Here is a 17,933-nt window from a genome sequence, read left to right as displayed (position 1 = left end):
CATCGTCATCGGGCCTCTCTGATATCCTTGAGGGCAAGCTGCATTCCACGCCCGCCGTTCCACTCGTTCCAGCGGAGAGAGAAGGCGACGTCCACCGTATCCCCCGCCGAGCGCCCCTGCTCCGCCAGGTTGAAGCCGATGGCGTCGAAGGTGCGGCCGGCGGCCGCGAGGCGCAGCTTCAGATGGTGCTCCTTCAGGATCCGGCGCTCCGTCACCGCGGCGCCGCGCAGGATGAAGAGTGGCTCGGGGTTCCCCATCCCGAAGGGTTCCAGGGCCGCCACCGCCTCCAGCAACTCCGGCGTCACCTCCGCGGGCGAGAGTTCCGCATCGGCGACGAGGACGGGGGTCAAATCCTCGGGGGTGAGAAGGCCGGCGGCCACCTCCTCGAAACGGGCGACGAACGCATCGAGCGTCGCTTCATCGATGGAGAGCCCCGCCGCCTGCCGATGGCCTCCAAATTTCTCCAGATGCTCGCCGCAGGCCGCCAGCGCATCGTGGAGGTGAAACCCGGCGATGCTCCGCCCCGATCCTCGGCCGCTGCCGTCGCGGAGGGCAATAAGGATGGTGGGGCGGTGAAAGATGTCAACCAGCCGCGACGCCACGATCCCGATCACCCCCGGATGCCACGTTTCGGAAGCGAGGACGATGCTCCGTTTCTCCCGCAGGGAGGGATCCCCCTTCACCTGTGCCAGGGCGTCGGCGAGGATCTCCCGCTCCACCTCCTGGCGCTCGGCGTTGCTCTCGTCGAGGAGGGTGGCGATCGTTGCGGCCCGCCCATGATCGCCCTCAAGGAGGAGCTCCACCCCCAGGGCCGCATCCTCCAGCCTTCCCGCCGCATTGAGCCGTGGCGCCAGCCGGAACCCCACGGCGCCGCATCCCACCTCGCCCGTAACGCCGGCCACCTGCTTGAGCGCCCGGATTCCGGCCCGCGGCGCGGTGGTCAGCTCCTTCAGCCCATGTTTCACGAAGATGCGGTTTTCCTCCGCCAGCGGCACCACGTCGGCAACGGTGCCGAGGGCCACCAGGTCGAGGTACTCCCGCAGGTTCGGCTCGCAACGGCCGGCAAAGAGGCCGGTCGCCCGCAGCCGCCTCCGCAGGGCGATCGCCAGATTGAAGGCGACGCCGACCCCCGCCAGGGCCTTGAAAGGGTACGGACAGCCGTCCTGGTTGGGGTTGATGACGGCACAGGCCCGGGGAAGCGCCGCTCCCTGGGTATGGTGGTCGGTGACGATCAGATCGACCCCGAGGGAGGTGCAGAGGTCGGCCTCGGCGCAGGCGGTGATGCCGCAGTCGACCGTGACGATCACCCGCGCCCCCGCCGCGGCCGCGGTCCGGATGCCGTCAGCGGAGAGGCCGTACCCGTCCGTCAGGCGCCGGGGGATATGGGAAAAACAGCGCAGGCCGACGCTCCTGAAAAACCCCATCAGCAGGGCCGTGGAGCTCACCCCGTCCACGTCGTAATCGCCATAGACGCAGACCGGCTCGTCGTCACGGAGTGCCGCGGCAAGCCGTGTCACGGCCTCGTCCATCCCCTTGAGCAGGAACGGATCGCGGATGTCGGCGAGGGTCGACGCGAGAAAACGCCGGGCGCCCTCTCCACCGGACACCCCCCGGCCGGCGAGGAGGCGCGCCACCAGCGGCGCAACTCCGCCATCGCGGGCAATCGCCTCCGCCACGGCGGGGTTGCTTTCCCGCACGATCCAGCGCCTCTCGCTAACAGGTTCCATCGGCACGACCTTGCTTCACGGAATAATCCTCCGGCACGTCATCCGGCAGCACCGCCATCGACGTACCCGGAACAAAAATCCCCGCCGGAGCGGGGAGTTTCTGTCTGTCACTTCTTGAAGAGCGGCGCCGGCGTGGCGCCTTTCGACTGTTGCGCCCCCCGGGCCTGCTCGATGAGCCCTCGAATCTGCTGGGCGCTGGGGCTTGTCGGATCCAACTCAAGGTAGCGGGTCCACACCGCGATCGCCTTGTCGGGCTGCTTCAGATCGTCCATGTAGACGACCCCGAGGTTATAGAGGCTCTGGACATGCTTGGGGTCGATCTTCTGCGCCTTTTCGAAGTTAGCCACGGCCCGGTCGAACCACCCGACCCGCTTGAACATGATCCCCTGGTCGGTGAGGATGTTCGGATTGTTGGGATCCAGTTCCAGGGCCTTGCCATAGGCATTGACCGCCTTCTGGGGCTGATCGGTGTCGAAATAGTCGTTGCCGAGCTGGACCCAGGCCTGAAGATTCCCCGGTTCGCGGGCCACGACCTTTTCGGCCTCGGCGATCCGCTGCTGGTAGTCGACGGGAGCCCCCCCGCCGGCGGGGATTCCGGCATTGACCGGCGATTGACTCTTACCGCTGATGCTGAAAACGAGGTATCCGCCGAGGAGACCTACCAGGAGCGCGACGACTGCGTACAGGACGTTTTCCTTTTTCATCTGACTCTCCGCTTACGCCTTGCTCACCTTCACCCGGTCGCCCCAGACCTCGACGATGGGGCTCGCCACGAAGATCGAGGAATAGGTTCCGACCGCCACGCCCACGAGGAGCGCCAGAGCGAAGTCGTGGATCACCTCGCCGCCGAAGAAGAAGAGGGCGGCCGACGCGAGGAACGTGGTAAGCGACGTGATGATGGTACGGGAAAGGACCTCGTTGATGCTCCCATTGAAAATAGTAACCAGGGAATCCTTCGTATTCTTGTGCATGTTCTCCCGGATCCGGTCGAACACGACCACCGTATCGGTGAGGGAATAACCCGCGATGGTGAGAACGGCGGTGATGAAGAGGAGGTTCACCTCCTTGTTCATGATGAAGAAAACGGCGAACATCGCCAGAACATCGTGGAGGGTCGCCACCAGGGCGCCGATACCGAACTTGAAATCGAAGCGCCAGGCGATGTAGATGACGATGCCGAGCATGGAGATTGCCACGGCGACCAGGGTGTCCTTGCGGAGCTTGTCACCGATGGCGGGGCCGATCTCGGTGGAACTCTCCACCACGAACTGGTTGCCGGCCAGCTCCTTGCGGAACGCATCCTGGATCAGATCGGCCGCATTGGCCTGGGCGACGGAAGTCTTCCCGACCTTCACGAGGAGCTTGTTTCCTCCCGTGATCTCCTGGAGATTGGCCTCCTTCATCCCGTGCCGCGCCAGGGCCTCCCGGGCCTTGTCGATATGGACCGGCTGGGCGAATTTGAGCTGGACCGCAGTGCCGCCCGAGAAGTCGATCCCCATGTTGGCGGTCCCCAGGGCGATCCGGACGATGCCGATGATGCCGATGATGGCGATGATGGCCGAGATGGCAAAGGAAATGTTCTTCTTGCCGATGAAATCGATGTGGGTCTTTCCGATGAATTCCATGCGCTCCCCCCTATACGCTCAGACGCTTCACCCGCACGCGGCCGAGGACAAGGTCGAAGATCGCCTTGGTCCCGAGGAGCGAGGTGAAGAGGTTGATGATGACCCCGAGGCTCAGCGAGACCGCAAAGCCCTTCACCGGTCCGGTTCCGAACTGGAAGAGGACCGCAGCGGTGATGAGGGTGGTCACGTGGGAGTCCATGATGGTCAGGAACGCCTTGTCATAGCCGGCGTCAAGCGCCGCCTTGGGGGGCTTGCCGAGCCGCAGTTCCTCCCGGATCCGTTCGAAGATCAGGACGTTGGAGTCGACCGACATCCCGATAAGAAGAACGATGGCCGCGATCCCCGGCAGGGTGAGGGTTGCCCCCAGTGCCGCCAGCGAGCCCATGAGGTAGACCACGTTCAGCACCATCCCGATGTTGGCGACGATGCCGCAGAGCTTGTAGTAGATCGCCATGAAGACCACCACGAGGGCGACCCCCACGAGACCCGCCATGAGCCCCTTGGTGATGGAGTCCTGGCCGAGGGAGGGGCCCACCGTCACGTTCTGGGCGATCTTGACCGGGGCGGGGAGAGAGCCGGCGCGGAGCACAATGGCGAGGTCCGCCGCCTCCTTTTCGGAGAACGAGCCGGAGATCTGGGCGCTTCCCCCGGAGATCCGCTCCCGGATCACCGGAGCCGAGTAGATGGTGTTGTCGAGGACGATGGCAAAACGTTTCCCCACGTTGGCGGCGGTCACCTGATCGAAGAGCCGGGCACCGGTGGAGTTAAACTCGATGGCGACGTAGGGACGGTTGAACTGGGAATCGATCCGGACCTGGGCGTCGGTCAGGAGGTCGCCGGTGATGATCGCCTTCTTCTTCACCACCAGGGGGGTCTCGGTCACGGCGCCGGTGGTGACGTCGGTCCGCTTCTCCACCAGCATCTCGTCATCCTCGGGCACGGTCCCCGGGGTGGCGGTGGCGGCATTGACTGCCTCATCCACCAGTTTGAACTCGAGGCGGGCGGTGCGGCCGATGAGCTCAATGGCCCGTTTCGGATCCTTGATGCCAGGGAGCTGCACGACGATGTTGGCGAGCCCTTCACGGGCGATGACCGGTTCGGAGACGCCGAACTGGTCAATCCGGTTGCGGATCGTCTCCAGGGCCTGGGCCACGGCGCGGTCCTTGCGCTCCTGGGCCTCCTTCTCGCCCATCCTGAGCTGCATGCTCACGAATCCCCCATCGTCGTAGGGAGGGACCAGCTCCAGCGTCGGATATTTCTCCTTGAGCATCTTCTGGACCGCATCGGCGGTCCCCCGCTCGTAGAAGGTGAGCTGAATCCGGTCGGCAGCGACCCGACCGATCTTCTTGAACCGGAGGGTCTTGGTGGCGAGGGAATCCTCGAGGTCGGTGACGATGAGGTCGAGCGTCCCTTCAACCGCCTTGGGGGTGTCGACCTCCATTACCAGGTGGGTTCCCCCCTGGAGGTCGAGGCCAAGATGGATCCGGTCCTTGGGAAGAATCCCCTTCCACCACGACGGCAGCGGAGAGACCAGGGTCGGGGTCAGGTAGAGGAATGACAGCAGGATAAAGAGCACGATGAGGCTGAAGCGCCAGGTAAGCCCCTTGGACATGCGCGCAGCTCCTTTCGAAAAAGTCAGTGGGTAACGTGGGGTCATTCCCGATCACCACCGGCACGGCGGGCAGACACCGGCGCCGGGGTGATCGGGAAGCGCGTGCTACTTGTCGGCCTTGGTCAGGCTGGCGATGTACCCCTTACCGACCTTGATATTGATGCCGGGGGCGATCTCCAGCGTCACCACGTCGCCGTCGATGCCGCTCACCTTGCCGTGGATCCCGGCGGCGGTCACCACCAGGTCCCCCTTCTTGAGGGAGTCGAGCAGTGCCCGGTGCTCCTTGGCCTTCTTCTGCTGGGGACGGATCAGGAGAAAGTAGAAGATCGCAAACATGAAGATGAGCGGCACGATGTTCATGAATGCCGCTTGGGCGCCCCCTTGGGGAGCTCCTCCCGGTTGTCCCGCCATGGCAAACGCAAGTCCTAGCATCTGTGTAACCTCCGAATAACAAGTAAAGTGAAGAGCTAAACGCTCAGGGTCCGCTTGGCGTAGAATTCACGCCGGAACGCGGCAAACCTCCCCTCGGCGATGGCGGCCCGCGCCTGCGCCATGAGGGAAAGATAGTAGTGCAGATTGTGGTACGTGTTCAGCCGGGCGGAGAGGATCTCCCCCGAACGGTAGAGGTGGCGCAGATAGGCCCGGCTGTAATTGCGGCAGACGTAGCAGTCGCATTCGGGGTCCAGAGGGCCGTTGTCCTCGGCATAGGCGGCCCCCTTGATGTTCACCCGCCCGAAGGAGGTGAAGAGCATCCCGTTGCGGGCGTTACGGGTCGGCATGACGCAGTCGAACATGTCGAAACCGTGGTGGACCGCCTCGATCAGATCCTCCGGCGCCCCGATCCCCATCACGTAGCGGGGACGGTCCGCAGGGAGCATCGGCGCGGCATATTCCATCACCTCGTACATCAGCTCCTTCTCTTCGCCGACCGAGAGCCCTCCCACCGCGTAACCGTCGAATCCGATCTCCCGCAGCTCCATGGCACTGCGCTCCCGCAGGTCGCGGTACATCCCCCCCTGGACAATGCCGAAAAGCGCCTGATCCTCGCGGCGCCGCGCCTCCTTGCAGCGCCGGGCCCAGCGGGAGGTCATCTCCATGGAGCGGCGGGCGTAGTCGTGGGTCGCCGGGTAGGGGGTGCATTCGTCGAAGCACATGGCGATGTCGCTGCCGAGGGCCTCCTGGATGGCGATGGCATCCTCGGGAGAAATGAAGTGATAGGAGCCGTCCAGATGGGAGCGGAACCGGACCCCCTCTTCGGTGATCTTGCGCAGATCGTTAAGGCTGAAAACCTGGAATCCGCCGCTGTCGGTCAGGATCGGGCGGTCCCAGTGCATGAAGCGGTGGAGGCCGCCGAGCCGCCGCACCACCTCGTGCCCGGGGCGGATATAGAGGTGATAGGTATTGGCCAGGATGATCTGCGCCCCGATGCCGGTCAGCTCCTCCGGGGTCATCGCCTTCACCGTCGCCTGGGTCCCCACCGGCATGAAAATCGGTGTCTCGATGGTGCCACGGGGGGTTGTCAAAGAGCCGAGACGGGCGTTGCCGTCCTGCGTAATCAGTGTGAAATCGAGTGCGGGCAAGGAAACCTTTCAAACCTCTCAAACGTTCCGGCGCCGGGCGACGGAGGCCACGATGCCGGTTTTCATGATACGAACATGGCGTCTCCATAGCTGAAAAAGCGGAAACGCCGTGCCACCGCCTCGCCGTAGGCCCTGAAGAGCAACTCCTTTCCCGCAAAGGCGGAGACGAGCATCAGCAGGGTCGACTTCGGCAGGTGAAAATTGGTAATGAGGGCATCCACGGTCTTGAACCGGTAGCCGGGATAAATGAAAATACCGGCCTCCCCCTCCCCCGCCGGCACGGTGCCGTCGGCGGCAGCCGCCTGTTCGAGGGTCCGGCAGACCGTAGTTCCGAGGGCGACCACCCGTCCGCCGTTTCGTTTCCGCTCAGCCACCGCTCGGGCTGTGGATTCGGGGATGGCGTAGCGCTCGCGGTGCATCCGGTGCTCCTCGATGGACTTCACCCGGATCGGCATGAAGGTGCCGAGGCCCACATGGAGCGTGAGGGGTGCGACCTCCACGCCACCCCCTCGCAGTTCGGCGAGGAGGTCGTCGGTCATGTGCAGCCCCGCCGTGGGAGCCGCCACGGCACCACGGTTGCAGGCAAAGACCGTCTGATACCGTTCCCGGTCGTAATCGCCGGACTCCCGCCGGATGTAGGGGGGAAGCGGCATGGCCCCCACCCGGTCGAGCCAGGCGTCGAACCCTTCGTCCGGCGAAAACGCCACCTCCCACGTATCGCCGTCCACGCGGGAGACGACCGTCGCGGTCACCCCCTCGGCAAGGGAGACGACCGTTCCGGGACGGGACGGCTTCGACGAACGGAGCAGGCAGAGCCACCGCTCACCCTCCGCGGGAAGCCGCCTGACCAGAAAGATCTCCACCTTGCCGCCGCTCTCCTTGCGACCGTGGAGCCGTGCCGGGATCACCCGCGTATCGTTCACGACGAGGAGATCTCCGGGAGCGAAGAGTGCTGCGATCTCGCGGAAGGGGCGCTCGCCGATCTCTCCCCGCGCCCGATCCACCGTCATGAGGCGGGTGGCGTCGCGCCGGGGGAGCGGCTCCTGTGCCACCAGTTCGGGAGGAAGGGGGTAAGCGAAGTCGTCAACGAGCATCGTCACGCCCCGCGGCGCTTCGCTCGAGAACTGCGCCGGGATAGTAGTAGTTCAGGATCTCCCGGTAGGAAAAGCCGTCCGCGGCCCGCTGCTTGGCTCCCCACTGGCAGAGCCCCACCCCGTGGCCGTACCCCACTCCGGTGAGCGTCACCCCGTCGTCGGCGACCTTTACCTGAAAGTTCGTGCTCTTGACGACCGTGTAGCCGACTATCTTGCGGAAGGTGACCGCCGAAACGGTGGTCGTTCCCCGCGATGAGACGAGAATCAGGTCGGCAAGCCGCCCGCTCTCGTTCCGCTTCCCCTCACGGATATCCCGAAGCCCCGGCACCGACACCCCCCCCCCTTTGAGGAGCGATTCGAGCTTCTTCAGGGAAAGGGTCTGTTCCCACCGGGCGGAGGGGTTGGCGGCGCAGTAGGCGCACTCGACGCTACGCAGGTACGGGAGCCGGAACCCCCAGACGTTTTCCGCCACCTCGGTCCGGCCGCCGCAGTTCGAGTGATAAAAGGCCTGAATCGGCTGCCCTCCATAGGTCAGCACCTCGCCGGCAGTCTCTTTGACCCCGCGGGCGGCGCGGCTGTCCTCGATGTCGCACCCGTCGTAAACCTGGTCGAGGACTGATGACTCCAGATGGTAGAGAGCGCCGGCCCTGACCCGCTTCTGGTAAACCGCATAGGTCCGGGCCACCACGGCCTGGGCCTTGATCGCCTCCATCGGCCAAAGGGACGAGATCTCGCAGTTGATGAGACCGACCAGGTATTCCTCGATGGGGAGCTCGTCCACCACGAGAAGCCCCTTATCCTGGGGGAGCACCTCGATGGTGCCGCGGTACCGCTTGCCGTTCACCTGAACGGCTCCGGGGGAGGCGAGGACGAGCCTGCGGACGGTTTTCCCGCCGATCGAAACCCCCTCCCGGACACGTTTCGCCGGGAGCGGAAGCGCCAGCCGGAGGGGCGTCCCCCCTTCGTCGGTAGCCAGAACACCATCCCCGTCGATGCGGATGCTTTCTACCCCCTTCACCAGGGCAACCCTGACATTTTCCTGCCGGACCGACGCGCCGCAAGCCGGTGCCACAAGCAGGACCAGCAACGCGGCTATGGCAACTATGTTCTTCACGGTACTCCAGCTACCTTCCGCTCAACTTTTCCCGAAATCTTCCGATAAATACAAATGGGGGAAGAGACGCTCCCCCCTGCTCGCCCTGCTTCGGACACCCGACAGAGCCATCGGTTTTGGCAAACGAATTGCTATATCGAATTGATAACTGCCATTTCGTTCCATTCCGGTTCGTAATCATAGGTGCAGACCGGCGCATTGTCAAGCATTTCGGGCCAGCGCCGGAGCCCCTCCGCCGCAGGCGCGGCGCACCCTGACCGGCGTCGGCGGCACCCTCTTTCAGGAAGCGTCCGAGCAGCCCGAAGAGACCTATAATGAAATGAAAATAATCGCCATTTCGCCGAAAAATATTGCAATAATAAGTCATATGATGACTTCGCGCCGTCGATTCGCCCCGAGGCTCACATAGTGAATTCCCTCAAGATAAAAATTCTCGGGCTGATCACCCTGATCGTGGTGGTGATCGTCGTGGCGGTGAGCTATCTGGAATACCGCAACCAGCGGCAGATCGTCACCCAGATCTCGGCCCGGAACGCGGCCCTCCTCGCCGCCACCGTCCAGAACAACATCGAGGGGGTCATGCTGGGGGGGCGTTCCGACGAGGTGCAGCGCATCCTTGCCCGCCTCAAGTCCCGCGACACCATCGAGGAGATCCGCATCTTCGACGAGAAGGGGAAGATCCTCAACTCCGCGGACAAGGCGGACATCGGCAAGACGGTCAGACCCGATGAACTCGCGTTGTTCAAGAGCGGCAGCCGCGTCAGCCTCATCACCCATGAGGAAAACGGGGACGAGCCGGTATTCGAGAGCATCTCCCCCATCTACAACCGTCCCGCCTGCCACGGTTGCCACGACGCGCGACAGGTCCTCCTCGGCGCCCTCGAGATGGAGCTGTCGGTCAAATACCTTGAGGCGTATCTGACGAAGGGGAAGCAGTACTCCTCGGTGTCGACGCTCGTCATGGTAACCCTCATCCTCATCACCATCGCCCTCTTCCTGAACGCCTACGTGAACCGCCCCCTCAAGACGATCATCTCGTCGATGCAGCGGATTGAAAAGGGGGACTTCACCGTTTCGGCCAGCCTCACCAGCAGCATGGAAATGGCGGCCCTCTCCGACAACTTCAACATGATGGTGAACAAGCTCCGGTTCTACATGGACACCACCATCGGCCACGAACGGGAACTCGCCCGCGCCCAGTCGAAGCTTGCCCACCACCACGAGATGCACCTCATGAACCAGAAGCTGGAGGAGCAACTCCGGGAGATAGAGAACCTCAACGTCAACATGGAGGAGCGGATCGAGGAGATCGAAGAAGCGAACTACAAGATCGCCGACCTCGCCAGCGAACTGGAAGACAAGAATGCCACCCTGGAGCGGGCCGTGGCGCGACTCTCAACGCTCTACAAGGTGGGACTCGCCGTCAACTCCACCATCGACCTCGACCGGCTCTTCACCCTCGTCGTCCAGACCGCGGTATCGACGCTGCAGGCCCAGATCGGCTACATCATCCTCTACTCCCCCGGCGACAGCCTGCTGCGGGTGACCACTCTCCTGGGGCACGATCACCGGCCGGCAGGGGCGACGATCCCGATGAAGCCATCCAGCGTCTCCACGTGGGTCATCGAGAACCGCAAGCCACTGCTCATCACCGACATCAACGAGCATCCCGAATTCGACCGTTACAGCGCCCTCGGCTACGAGCGCAAGACCCTCGTCTGCGCGCCGCTCATGGTGAAGGACGAGATCATCGGCACCATCACCGTCGTCAACAAGGTCGACAACACCACCTACAACGCCGAAGAGCTGGAACTGCTCGCCACCATCGCCGCCCAGGCGAGCATCGCCATCAAGAACGCCCAGCTCTACGACGAGCAGCAGGCGACCTACCTTCACACGATCCAGGCCCTGGTCTCCGCCATCGAGGCGAGCGACAGCTATACCCGCGGCCACTCGGAGCGGGTCACCCGCTACTCCATGGAACTGGCGAAAAAACTCGGCCTCCCCGCCGACCGGCTCAAGGTGATCGAACGGGCCGCCATCCTCCATGACATCGGCAAGATCGGCATCGACCTGAGCCTCCTCCACAAGGAGGGGAAGCTGACCCCCGACGACATCCACCAGCTTCACCAGCACCCGGTCATCGGCATGAAGATCCTGGAGCCCATCGGCTTCCTGCAGGACGTGCGCACCTGCATCGGCCAGCACCACGAGCGGGTCGACGGCCGCGGCTACCCCAACCGACTCACGGCGGACGAGATGCTCTATGAATCGCGGATCCTCGCCATCGCCGACGCCTTCGACGCCATGACCTCCGACCGCCCCTACCGCAAGGCCCTCCCCGTGGAGGCGGCGGTGAAGGAGCTGCTGGACCACTCCGGCAGCCAGTTCGACCCCGAGCTCGTCCGCCACTTCGTCGAACTCCTCGCCAGCGGCGCCCTCGGCTTCACCTTCGCCCGCACCGCCCCGGACGACGCGGCAGCACCCTCCGAAGAACGGTACCTTGAGCGGAAAGTGGTCGCCATGAGCGACTACAGCAGCCGCCCCCTCTGACCGCGCCCCCGTCCCGATTTACGGTTTGCCGCCCCCCGGGGATCGTGGTATAAGGTTTCCGACCTTCGCGAGTCGTCGCCCTTCTCGCCACCCCCATTTTCCGACAGGATCTCCGCGTGCCAGTTCTCCTCTCCATCAAGGGGCTCACCACCCGCTTCCGGGTGCCAGGCGGAACCGTTCACGCCGTGAACGGCATCGACCTTGAGCTCCAGGCCGGCGAAACTCTGGCGCTCGTGGGGGAATCGGGGTGCGGCAAGAGCGTCACCGCCGCGTCCATCCTCCGCCTCGTCCCCCCTCCGGGAGAGATCGCGGGGGGGGAGATCCTCTTCGAGGGGACGGATCTCCTGCGGGCAAGCGATGAAGAGATGCGGCGCATCCGGGGCGACCGGATCTCCATGGTCTTCCAGGAGCCGATGACCTCCCTCAACCCGGTCTTCCGGATCGGAAGCCAGATCGCCGAAGGGCTCATGCTCCACCGGAAACTCTCCCGGGCGGAGGCCCGGGAAGAGGCGGTCCGGCTCCTGGTCCAGGTCGGGATTCCCTCTCCCGCCGCGCGCCTCGGCGACTATCCCCACCAGCTTTCGGGAGGGATGCGGCAGCGGGTCATGATCGCCATGGCCCTGGCCTGCCGGCCCAGGCTTCTCATCGCCGACGAACCGACCACCGCCCTCGACGTCACCATCCAGGCCCAGATCCTGGAGCTCCTCGACCGCCTCAGGCACGAGATCGGCATGGCGCTGCTCCTCATCACCCACGACCTCGGGGTGGTGGCCGAGCGGGCGGACCGCACCATGGTGATGTACGCCGGGCGGATCGTGGAGGAGGGTCCGACGGAGCGGCTCCTGGCTGCCCCCCTTCACCCCTACACCGAAGGGCTCATCGGCTCGCTCCCCCAGCGAAGCGAGCCGGGCCGCCCCCTGCGGACGATCCCGGGACAGGTGCCGGGACTGCGGGAAGAGCTGACGGGATGCGGTTTCTGCGACCGCTGCCCCGACAAGCGATGGGAATGCGCCCGGGAAACGCCCCCTCTCAAGGAAATCGAGCCGGGCCGCCGCGTCCGGTGCTGGAAATACCGATGAACACACCTCTTCTCGAAGCGGACAACCTGATCAAGAGCTTTGCCGTCTCGGCGGGGCCCTTCGCCCCGAAGCGCGAACTCAGGGCAGTGGACGGGGTCAGCCTCCGGATCGCACCGGGCGAGACCCTCGGGCTTGCCGGCGAATCGGGGTGCGGAAAATCCACCGTCGGCCGGATCCTCACCGGCCTCCTCCCGGCGGACGGCGGCGTTATCCGTTACCGCGGCAGGGAGCTTGCCGGGATGCGCCGGGAAGAGCTCACCGCCTTCCGCAAGGATGTGCAGATGGTCTTCCAGGACCCCTTCTCCTCCCTCAACCCACGGATGCGGGTGGGGGAGATCATCGGCGAGCCGCTGGCGATCCACCGCATCGGCCCGAAGGAGGAGCGGCGGGAGCGGGTTGTGGAGCTGATGGCAAAGGTGGGGCTCGCCGCGGACCAGATCAACCGCTACCCCCACGAGTTTTCCGGCGGCCAGCGACAGCGGATCGGCATCGCCCGCGCCCTGGCGGCCGCGCCGAAACTGATCGTCGCCGACGAACCGGTCTCGGCCCTCGACCTCTCCATCCAGGCCCAGATCATCAACCTTCTCCAGGCACTCAAGGAGGAGTTCGGGCTCTCGTTCCTCTTCATCGCCCACGACCTCTCGGTGGTGCGCCACATGAGCGACCGGGTCGCGGTGATGTACCTCGGCCGGATCGTGGAGCTCGGCACCCGCGATGCCGTCTTTTCCCGCTTTCAGCACCCCTACACCGAGGCACTCCTCTCAGCCGTTCCCCACGTGGGGGGAGCGCGGGAGAGAAAGCGGATCATCCTCACCGGTGATCCCCCCACCCCCCTCGACCCGCCCACTGGTTGCCCCTTCCACCCCCGCTGTCCCTATGCGGAGCCGCTCTGCGCCACGGTTTCGCCCCCCCTCGAAGAAAAAGAAACCGGCCACCAGGCCGCCTGCCACTTCAGTAAAAAACTGTTCTGCAGAGCCTGACCTTTTTCTTGACAGTTCTGGTTGGGAACTATATAAATATATTTGGATATTGTCTGTAGCCTGCCGGGAGCGCGCCGTTTCCGGCGCCGCCTTCCCGGTCCGTTTGCGAGGAGACCCATGGAATTCGACAAGAGCAGAAACTTCACCGAAGAAGCGGAGATTTTCAAGGTCCTCGGCCATCCGATCCGGCTCAAGATCGTGGCCGGCCTCTGTACGCGGGAGTGCAACGTGAAGCACATCTGGGAATGCCTGGGGCTCCCCCAGGCCACCGTTTCCCAGCACCTCGCCCTCCTCAAGAACAAGGGGATCATCGAGGGGAAACGCGAAGGGGTCGAGGTCCACTACTCGGTGGTCCACCCCCTGGCCAAGAAGCTGATCGAGGTCCTCGGCTGACCCGTTCCCGCCACACCACAACACAACCGAATCCCCTCCCGTGAGGGGATTTTTTTTGGAGATGACCAATGGAAGAGCAGACCATCCGCATCACCCTCGCCCGCGGCGAAGAACGGAGGATCAAGGGGGGGCACCCCTGGGTCTTCAGCAACGAGATCCGGGAGATCCGGGGGGAAAAGAGCCCCGGCGCGGCGGCCGAGATCTACGACGCCGGCGGGGGATTCCTCGGCACCGGCTACTACAATCCCCACTCCCTCATCGCCGCGCGGCTCCTCTCCCGGGAGCGGACCGACATCGACACGGCGGCATTCTTCCGGGAGCGGATCGGCTGGGCGGCGGAGCTGCGGCGCCGGCTCTACCCCGATCTGACCACCTGCCGGGTGGTTCACGGCGAGGGGGATTTCCTCCCCGGCCTGGTGGTGGACCGGTACGGCGACTGGCTTTCAATCCAGATCCTGACGGCGGGGATGGAGCGGCGGCGGGAGGCGATCGTGGCGGCGCTGGTGGAGCTCTTCGCCCCCCGGGGGATCATTGCCCGCAACGACGTGGCGGTCCGGGGGCTGGAAGGACTCGACGAGCGAATCGAGGTGCTCTGCGGCGAGATTCCGGAGACGGTGGAAGCGGTGGAGCACGGGCTCCGCTTCCGGGTTGATCTCGCCGGCGGGCAGAAGACGGGACATTTCCTCGACCAGAAGGAAAACCATCTGGTGCTGAAGGGGATGGCGGCCGGGAGGCGGGTGCTCGACTGTTTCTGCTACTCGGGGAGCTGGGGGGTCCATGCCGCCCGCTTCGGCGCGGCGGAGGTGACCTGCGTCGACATCTCGGAACGGGCGGCGGCCCTTGCCCGGGAAAACGCGACGCTGAACGGGGTGGAAAAGGTGGTGCGGACAGAGGTCTGCGACGCCTTCGAGCGGTTGCGGAGCCTCAGGCACGAGGGGCGGCGCTTCGACGTGGTGGTCCTCGACCCCCCCGCCTTCGTGAAGAGCCGCAAGCAGCTGAAGGAGGCGGAAAAGGGATACCTGACCATCAACCGGCGGGGGATGGAGCTTCTGGAGGAGGGGGGGTACCTCATCACCTGCACCTGCTCCTACCACATGGGGAGGGAACCGTTCCGTGAGCTCCTCGCCCAGGCGGCCCGGCAGGCGGGGCGGCCGATGCGGCTCGTGGAATCCCGCTCCCAGGCCCCGGACCACCCGGTACTCCTCTCCGTTCCGGAGACCGAGTACCTGAAATGTTTCATCCTGCAGGCGGTGTAACGCCCCCTACCCCTTCGCCCCCACGCCGTAGATCACGCTATAGGTGGCCGGAATCCCCTCCGGCCCACCGAAGCGCTCCCCGTAGAGCCGCATCATCTCCACCATGACCCGGCGATCCGCCAGCCCCGCAGAGTGGCGGGGCGAGGCGTTCCCCGCCCCGATCCGCCGTACCGACCGGAGAAAGGCCGGCACGTCGGAGTGCCATTCCACCTCCTCCTCGCAGGAGAGGGCCCTCACGCCGAAGCCGACCCGCTCCAGCGAGTGCCGGACCTCGTCCGCCGAAAAGAAGTGCTGGGTCCGGTCCTCACTGTCCCGCCCCGCGGCCGCCAGGGCGACACGGTAGGATTCCTGCAGTTCGCGGAAGGTTCCCGCACCGAAGAGGGCGAAGGCGAAGAGGCCGCCGGGGACAAGGACCCGCCACGCCTCGGCGAAGGCCGTATCGAGGCGTTCAAGCCACTGGAAGGTGGAGGAGGAGGCCACCAGATCGAAACGCTCCGCCGCAAAAGGGAGGCGCTCCGCATCGGCCACGGCGACCACCGCATCTCCCCGGCCGGCGAGGGTCCGCCGGGCGGCGGCCGCCATCCCCGGAGCCAGATCGACGCAGGCAAGAACGGCGTCGGGATGGCGCTCGCCGAGGGTGCGGCCGAGGAGCCCCGTCCCGGTCCCCACATCGAGGAGCCGCTTCGGGCTCCCTCCCGCGGCGGCGATGATCTCCAGCAGCCTCGCCACCACCCGCTTCTGGACCACGGCGTGGGCATCGTACTCCTCCGCCTGGCGGTGGAACGCGTTCTGAACCCGGGTGCGATCAATCACCGGCAATGACCTCTTCGAGAAATTCCCCCACGAGCCGGTTGAACCGGGCGGGATCCGACAGAAACGGGGCATGCCCCGCACCGTCGAGGAGCGCCAGCCGCGCCCCCCCGATCCGCTCCGCCAGGAAGCGCCCGGCATCGGGGGGGCAGATGGCGTCCTCCCCGCCGTGAATAACGAGGGTCGGCGTCTTCACCCGGCCAAGCATAGCCCGGTGGTCGCCGCCGGCGAGGGTATCGAGGGTGGCTGCCACCCCCCGGGGGTCAGGGAGGAGCCGGGGGATGACGATCTCGCGGGCGATGCGCTGGTTCGCCTCCCGGTCGAGCTCCCCGGCGGCGAACATCCCCCGGAAGAACTCTCCCATGGTCCGATCGTAGCCGCGGCGGAGCCGCAGCGCCAGCCCCCGCGCCTCGGTGGCGGGAAGGCCGAAGGGCCACTCCGCGGATGCGGTGAATTTCGGCGTCCCCCCCACCAGCACCAGGGCGGCGAGGCGGGCGGCAAGGGGGGGATATGCTTCCAGGGCCACCTGGGCCCCCAACGACCAGCCAACCAGCCCCCCCCGGCGGATCTCCAGTCGGTCGAAAAGCGCCACCAGATCGGCGGCGAAATCGGCAAAGGCGTACCCCTCCTCCGGGGCGGCCGACTTTCCGTGGCCGCGGAGATCGGGCGTGATGAGCCGGAAGCGCCCGGCGAGCTCACGCTGGAAGGCCCAGACCCTCCCGGACATGGCCCAGCCGTGGACGAGGACCACGGGGAACCCGTCCCCCTCCTCCTCGTAGTGGATCGAAACGTTCGGTGCGGTGTCGATGAACGCCATGGTCAGACCACCCCCAGATCCCGGCCGACCCGCTCCATCACCCCCACCGCCCGCAGAATCTCCTCCTCCCCGTGGGTTGCCATGAAGGTGCAGCGGAGGCGGCAGGTGCCGGCGGGGACCGTGGGGGGCCGGATCCCCTGGGCAAAGATCCCCTTGTCGAGGAGACGGGCGGTAAAGGTCATCGCCTCCTCCGCCCCCCCCACGAAGAGCGGGACGATCTGGGTCGCGCTCCCCATGGTATCGAACCCCGCTCCTGCCGCCGCCTCCCGGAAGAGGCGGGCGTTGCGGTCCAGACGCCGGCGCAGCTCCTCCCCCTCGGGGGAGTCGACGAGGCCGATGGCCGCCAGCGCCGCCGCCAGGACCGCCGGGGGGAGCGACGTGGAGAAGATGAAGCTGCGGGCCCGGTTCACGAGGTATTCCACCAGCTCCCGGGAAGCGGCCACGTACGCGCCGAAGCTCCCCAGGGCCTTGCCGAGGGTTCCCATCTGGAGGTCGATCTCTTGCGCCACCCCGAGCATCTCCCCGCTCCCCCTTCCCCCTCCCCCGAGGACCCCGGTCCCGTGGGCGTCGTCCACCATAAGGAGGGCGCCGAACTCCCGCTTCAGCGCCGCCAGCTCCCGAAGCGGCGCCACGTCGCCGTCCATGCTGAAGACCCCGTCGGTGACGATGAGCCGCCGCCCCGTGGTCGGGTTCGCCTCCAGCAGCCGGCGCAGGGCGGCCACGTCGTTGTGGGGGTAGCGGACAAACTTCGCGCGGGAGAGGAGCGCCCCGTCCACGATGCTCGCGTGGTTCAGCCGGTCGGAGAAGATCACGTCCCCCTTCCCCGCCAGGGCCGGAATGATCCCGCTGTTGGCGGCGTATCCCGAGTTGAAGAGGAGCGCCGCCTCGGTTCCCTTGAAGCGGGCGAGCCGCTCCTCCAGGGCCTCGTGGAGCTCCATGGTGCCGGAGACGAGACGCGAGGCGCCGCTCCCCGTCCCGAAGCGCTCCGTCGCCCGCACCGCCGCCTCCTTGAGGCGCGGATGGTCGGCAAGGCCCAGATAGTTGTTAGAGCAGAGGAGCAGCACCTCCCGCCCCGCCACCGTCACCCGGCTCCCCTGGCTCCCGGCGACAAGACGGAGCCGGCGATGGAGCCCCTGCCGGCGCAGTTCTTCAAGTTCGTCGGCGATACTTCCGGACACGCGATCCCCCTCGGAATGATTGACTCGAAGCCCCGTTGTAGCACAGTGGCAGCGCTATCGTCAACTTCAGCAGGAGTCATGGTTAACAAGACATTTCTCAAATTACCCGCCAACT

Annotated in this window: 16 protein-coding genes; 5 read left to right on the top strand and 11 right to left on the bottom strand. The window is 65.6% G+C overall.

Features of this window, described 5'->3' with window-relative positions; genetic code table 11:
* Window positions 1–5: 5 nt before the first annotated feature.
* The 8 genes from recJ to GPICK_RS03655 all read right to left on the bottom strand — a co-directional run bounded on the left by recJ (window position 6) and on the right by GPICK_RS03655 (window position 8,743).
* Window positions 6–1,727, bottom strand: a complete 1,722-nt coding sequence (gene recJ, locus GPICK_RS03690) for a single-stranded-DNA-specific exonuclease RecJ (protein WP_039740616.1) — start codon at window positions 1,725–1,727, stop codon at window positions 6–8.
* A 107-nt stretch (window positions 1,728–1,834) separates the two neighbouring features.
* On the bottom strand, window positions 1,835–2,431 hold the full coding sequence (locus GPICK_RS03685; RefSeq protein WP_039740614.1) for a tetratricopeptide repeat protein: 597 nt from the start codon (window positions 2,429–2,431) through the stop codon (window positions 1,835–1,837).
* Between the two features lie 12 nt (window positions 2,432–2,443).
* Entirely contained in the window at window positions 2,444–3,352 is a 909-nt protein-coding gene (gene secF, locus GPICK_RS03680) for a protein translocase subunit SecF (protein ID WP_039740612.1), read from the bottom strand.
* 10 nt (window positions 3,353–3,362) lie between these two features.
* The gene (gene secD / locus GPICK_RS03675) at window positions 3,363–4,964 is read right to left on the bottom strand and encodes a protein translocase subunit SecD (protein ID WP_039740610.1); all 1,602 of its coding nucleotides are present in this window, start codon (window positions 4,962–4,964) and stop codon (window positions 3,363–3,365) included.
* 105 nt (window positions 4,965–5,069) lie between these two features.
* On the bottom strand, window positions 5,070–5,396 hold the full coding sequence (yajC, locus tag GPICK_RS03670; RefSeq protein ID WP_039740608.1) for a preprotein translocase subunit YajC: 327 nt from the start codon (window positions 5,394–5,396) through the stop codon (window positions 5,070–5,072).
* 35 nt (window positions 5,397–5,431) lie between these two features.
* Window positions 5,432–6,544, bottom strand: a complete 1,113-nt coding sequence (gene tgt, locus GPICK_RS03665; protein WP_039740607.1) for a tRNA guanosine(34) transglycosylase Tgt — start codon at window positions 6,542–6,544, stop codon at window positions 5,432–5,434.
* A 62-nt stretch (window positions 6,545–6,606) separates the two neighbouring features.
* Window positions 6,607–7,638: a tRNA preQ1(34) S-adenosylmethionine ribosyltransferase-isomerase QueA gene (gene queA / locus GPICK_RS03660; RefSeq protein WP_039740606.1), complete on the bottom strand. Its 1,032-nt coding sequence runs from the start codon at window positions 7,636–7,638 to the stop codon at window positions 6,607–6,609.
* Complete coding sequence (locus tag GPICK_RS03655; protein WP_039745232.1) at window positions 7,628–8,743, bottom strand: SpoIID/LytB domain-containing protein; 1,116 nt, start codon at window positions 8,741–8,743, stop codon at window positions 7,628–7,630. Before GPICK_RS03655 ends, queA begins: the two co-directional genes overlap by 11 nt.
* 414 nt (window positions 8,744–9,157) lie before the next feature.
* Here GPICK_RS03655 and GPICK_RS03650 point away from each other — a divergent pair, with 414 nt between their 5' ends.
* The 5 genes from GPICK_RS03650 to GPICK_RS03630 all read left to right on the top strand — a co-directional run bounded on the left by GPICK_RS03650 (window position 9,158) and on the right by GPICK_RS03630 (window position 15,013).
* Entirely contained in the window at window positions 9,158–11,305 is a 2,148-nt protein-coding gene (locus tag GPICK_RS03650) for an HD domain-containing phosphohydrolase (protein WP_407920195.1), read from the top strand.
* 116 nt (window positions 11,306–11,421) lie between these two features.
* Window positions 11,422–12,384: an ABC transporter ATP-binding protein gene (locus GPICK_RS03645; protein WP_039740602.1), complete on the top strand. Its 963-nt coding sequence runs from the start codon at window positions 11,422–11,424 to the stop codon at window positions 12,382–12,384.
* Entirely contained in the window at window positions 12,381–13,364 is a 984-nt protein-coding gene (locus GPICK_RS03640; RefSeq protein WP_039740601.1) for an ABC transporter ATP-binding protein, read from the top strand. The genes GPICK_RS03645 and GPICK_RS03640 overlap by 4 nt, the downstream gene beginning before the upstream one ends.
* Window positions 13,365–13,481: 117 nt before the next feature.
* Window positions 13,482–13,757, top strand: a complete 276-nt coding sequence (locus GPICK_RS03635; RefSeq protein ID WP_039740599.1) for an ArsR/SmtB family transcription factor — start codon at window positions 13,482–13,484, stop codon at window positions 13,755–13,757.
* A gap of 68 nt (window positions 13,758–13,825) precedes the next feature.
* Window positions 13,826–15,013, top strand: a complete 1,188-nt coding sequence (locus GPICK_RS03630; RefSeq protein WP_039740597.1) for a class I SAM-dependent rRNA methyltransferase — start codon at window positions 13,826–13,828, stop codon at window positions 15,011–15,013.
* A 6-nt stretch (window positions 15,014–15,019) separates the two neighbouring features.
* Here the strand turns inward: GPICK_RS03630 and GPICK_RS03625 are convergent, their stop codons facing one another.
* The 3 genes from GPICK_RS03625 to bioF are packed head-to-tail and all read right to left on the bottom strand — an operon-like array spanning window position 15,020 to window position 17,818.
* Window positions 15,020–15,826, bottom strand: a complete 807-nt coding sequence (locus GPICK_RS03625; RefSeq protein ID WP_039745230.1) for a methyltransferase domain-containing protein — start codon at window positions 15,824–15,826, stop codon at window positions 15,020–15,022.
* Window positions 15,819–16,640: an alpha/beta fold hydrolase gene (locus GPICK_RS03620; protein WP_039740595.1), complete on the bottom strand. Its 822-nt coding sequence runs from the start codon at window positions 16,638–16,640 to the stop codon at window positions 15,819–15,821. The genes GPICK_RS03625 and GPICK_RS03620 overlap by 8 nt, the downstream gene beginning before the upstream one ends.
* Window positions 16,641–16,642: 2 nt before the next feature.
* On the bottom strand, window positions 16,643–17,818 hold the full coding sequence (gene bioF, locus GPICK_RS03615) for an 8-amino-7-oxononanoate synthase (RefSeq protein ID WP_039740593.1): 1,176 nt from the start codon (window positions 17,816–17,818) through the stop codon (window positions 16,643–16,645).
* Window positions 17,819–17,933 lie beyond the last annotated feature (115 nt).

The sequence above is a fragment of the Geobacter pickeringii genome (genome assembly GCF_000817955.1).
GTDB classification, from domain to species: domain Bacteria; phylum Desulfobacterota; class Desulfuromonadia; order Geobacterales; family Geobacteraceae; genus Geobacter; species Geobacter pickeringii.
Note: the sequence above shows the minus strand (reverse complement) of the source record. Positions and strands in the feature narration are given on the sequence as shown.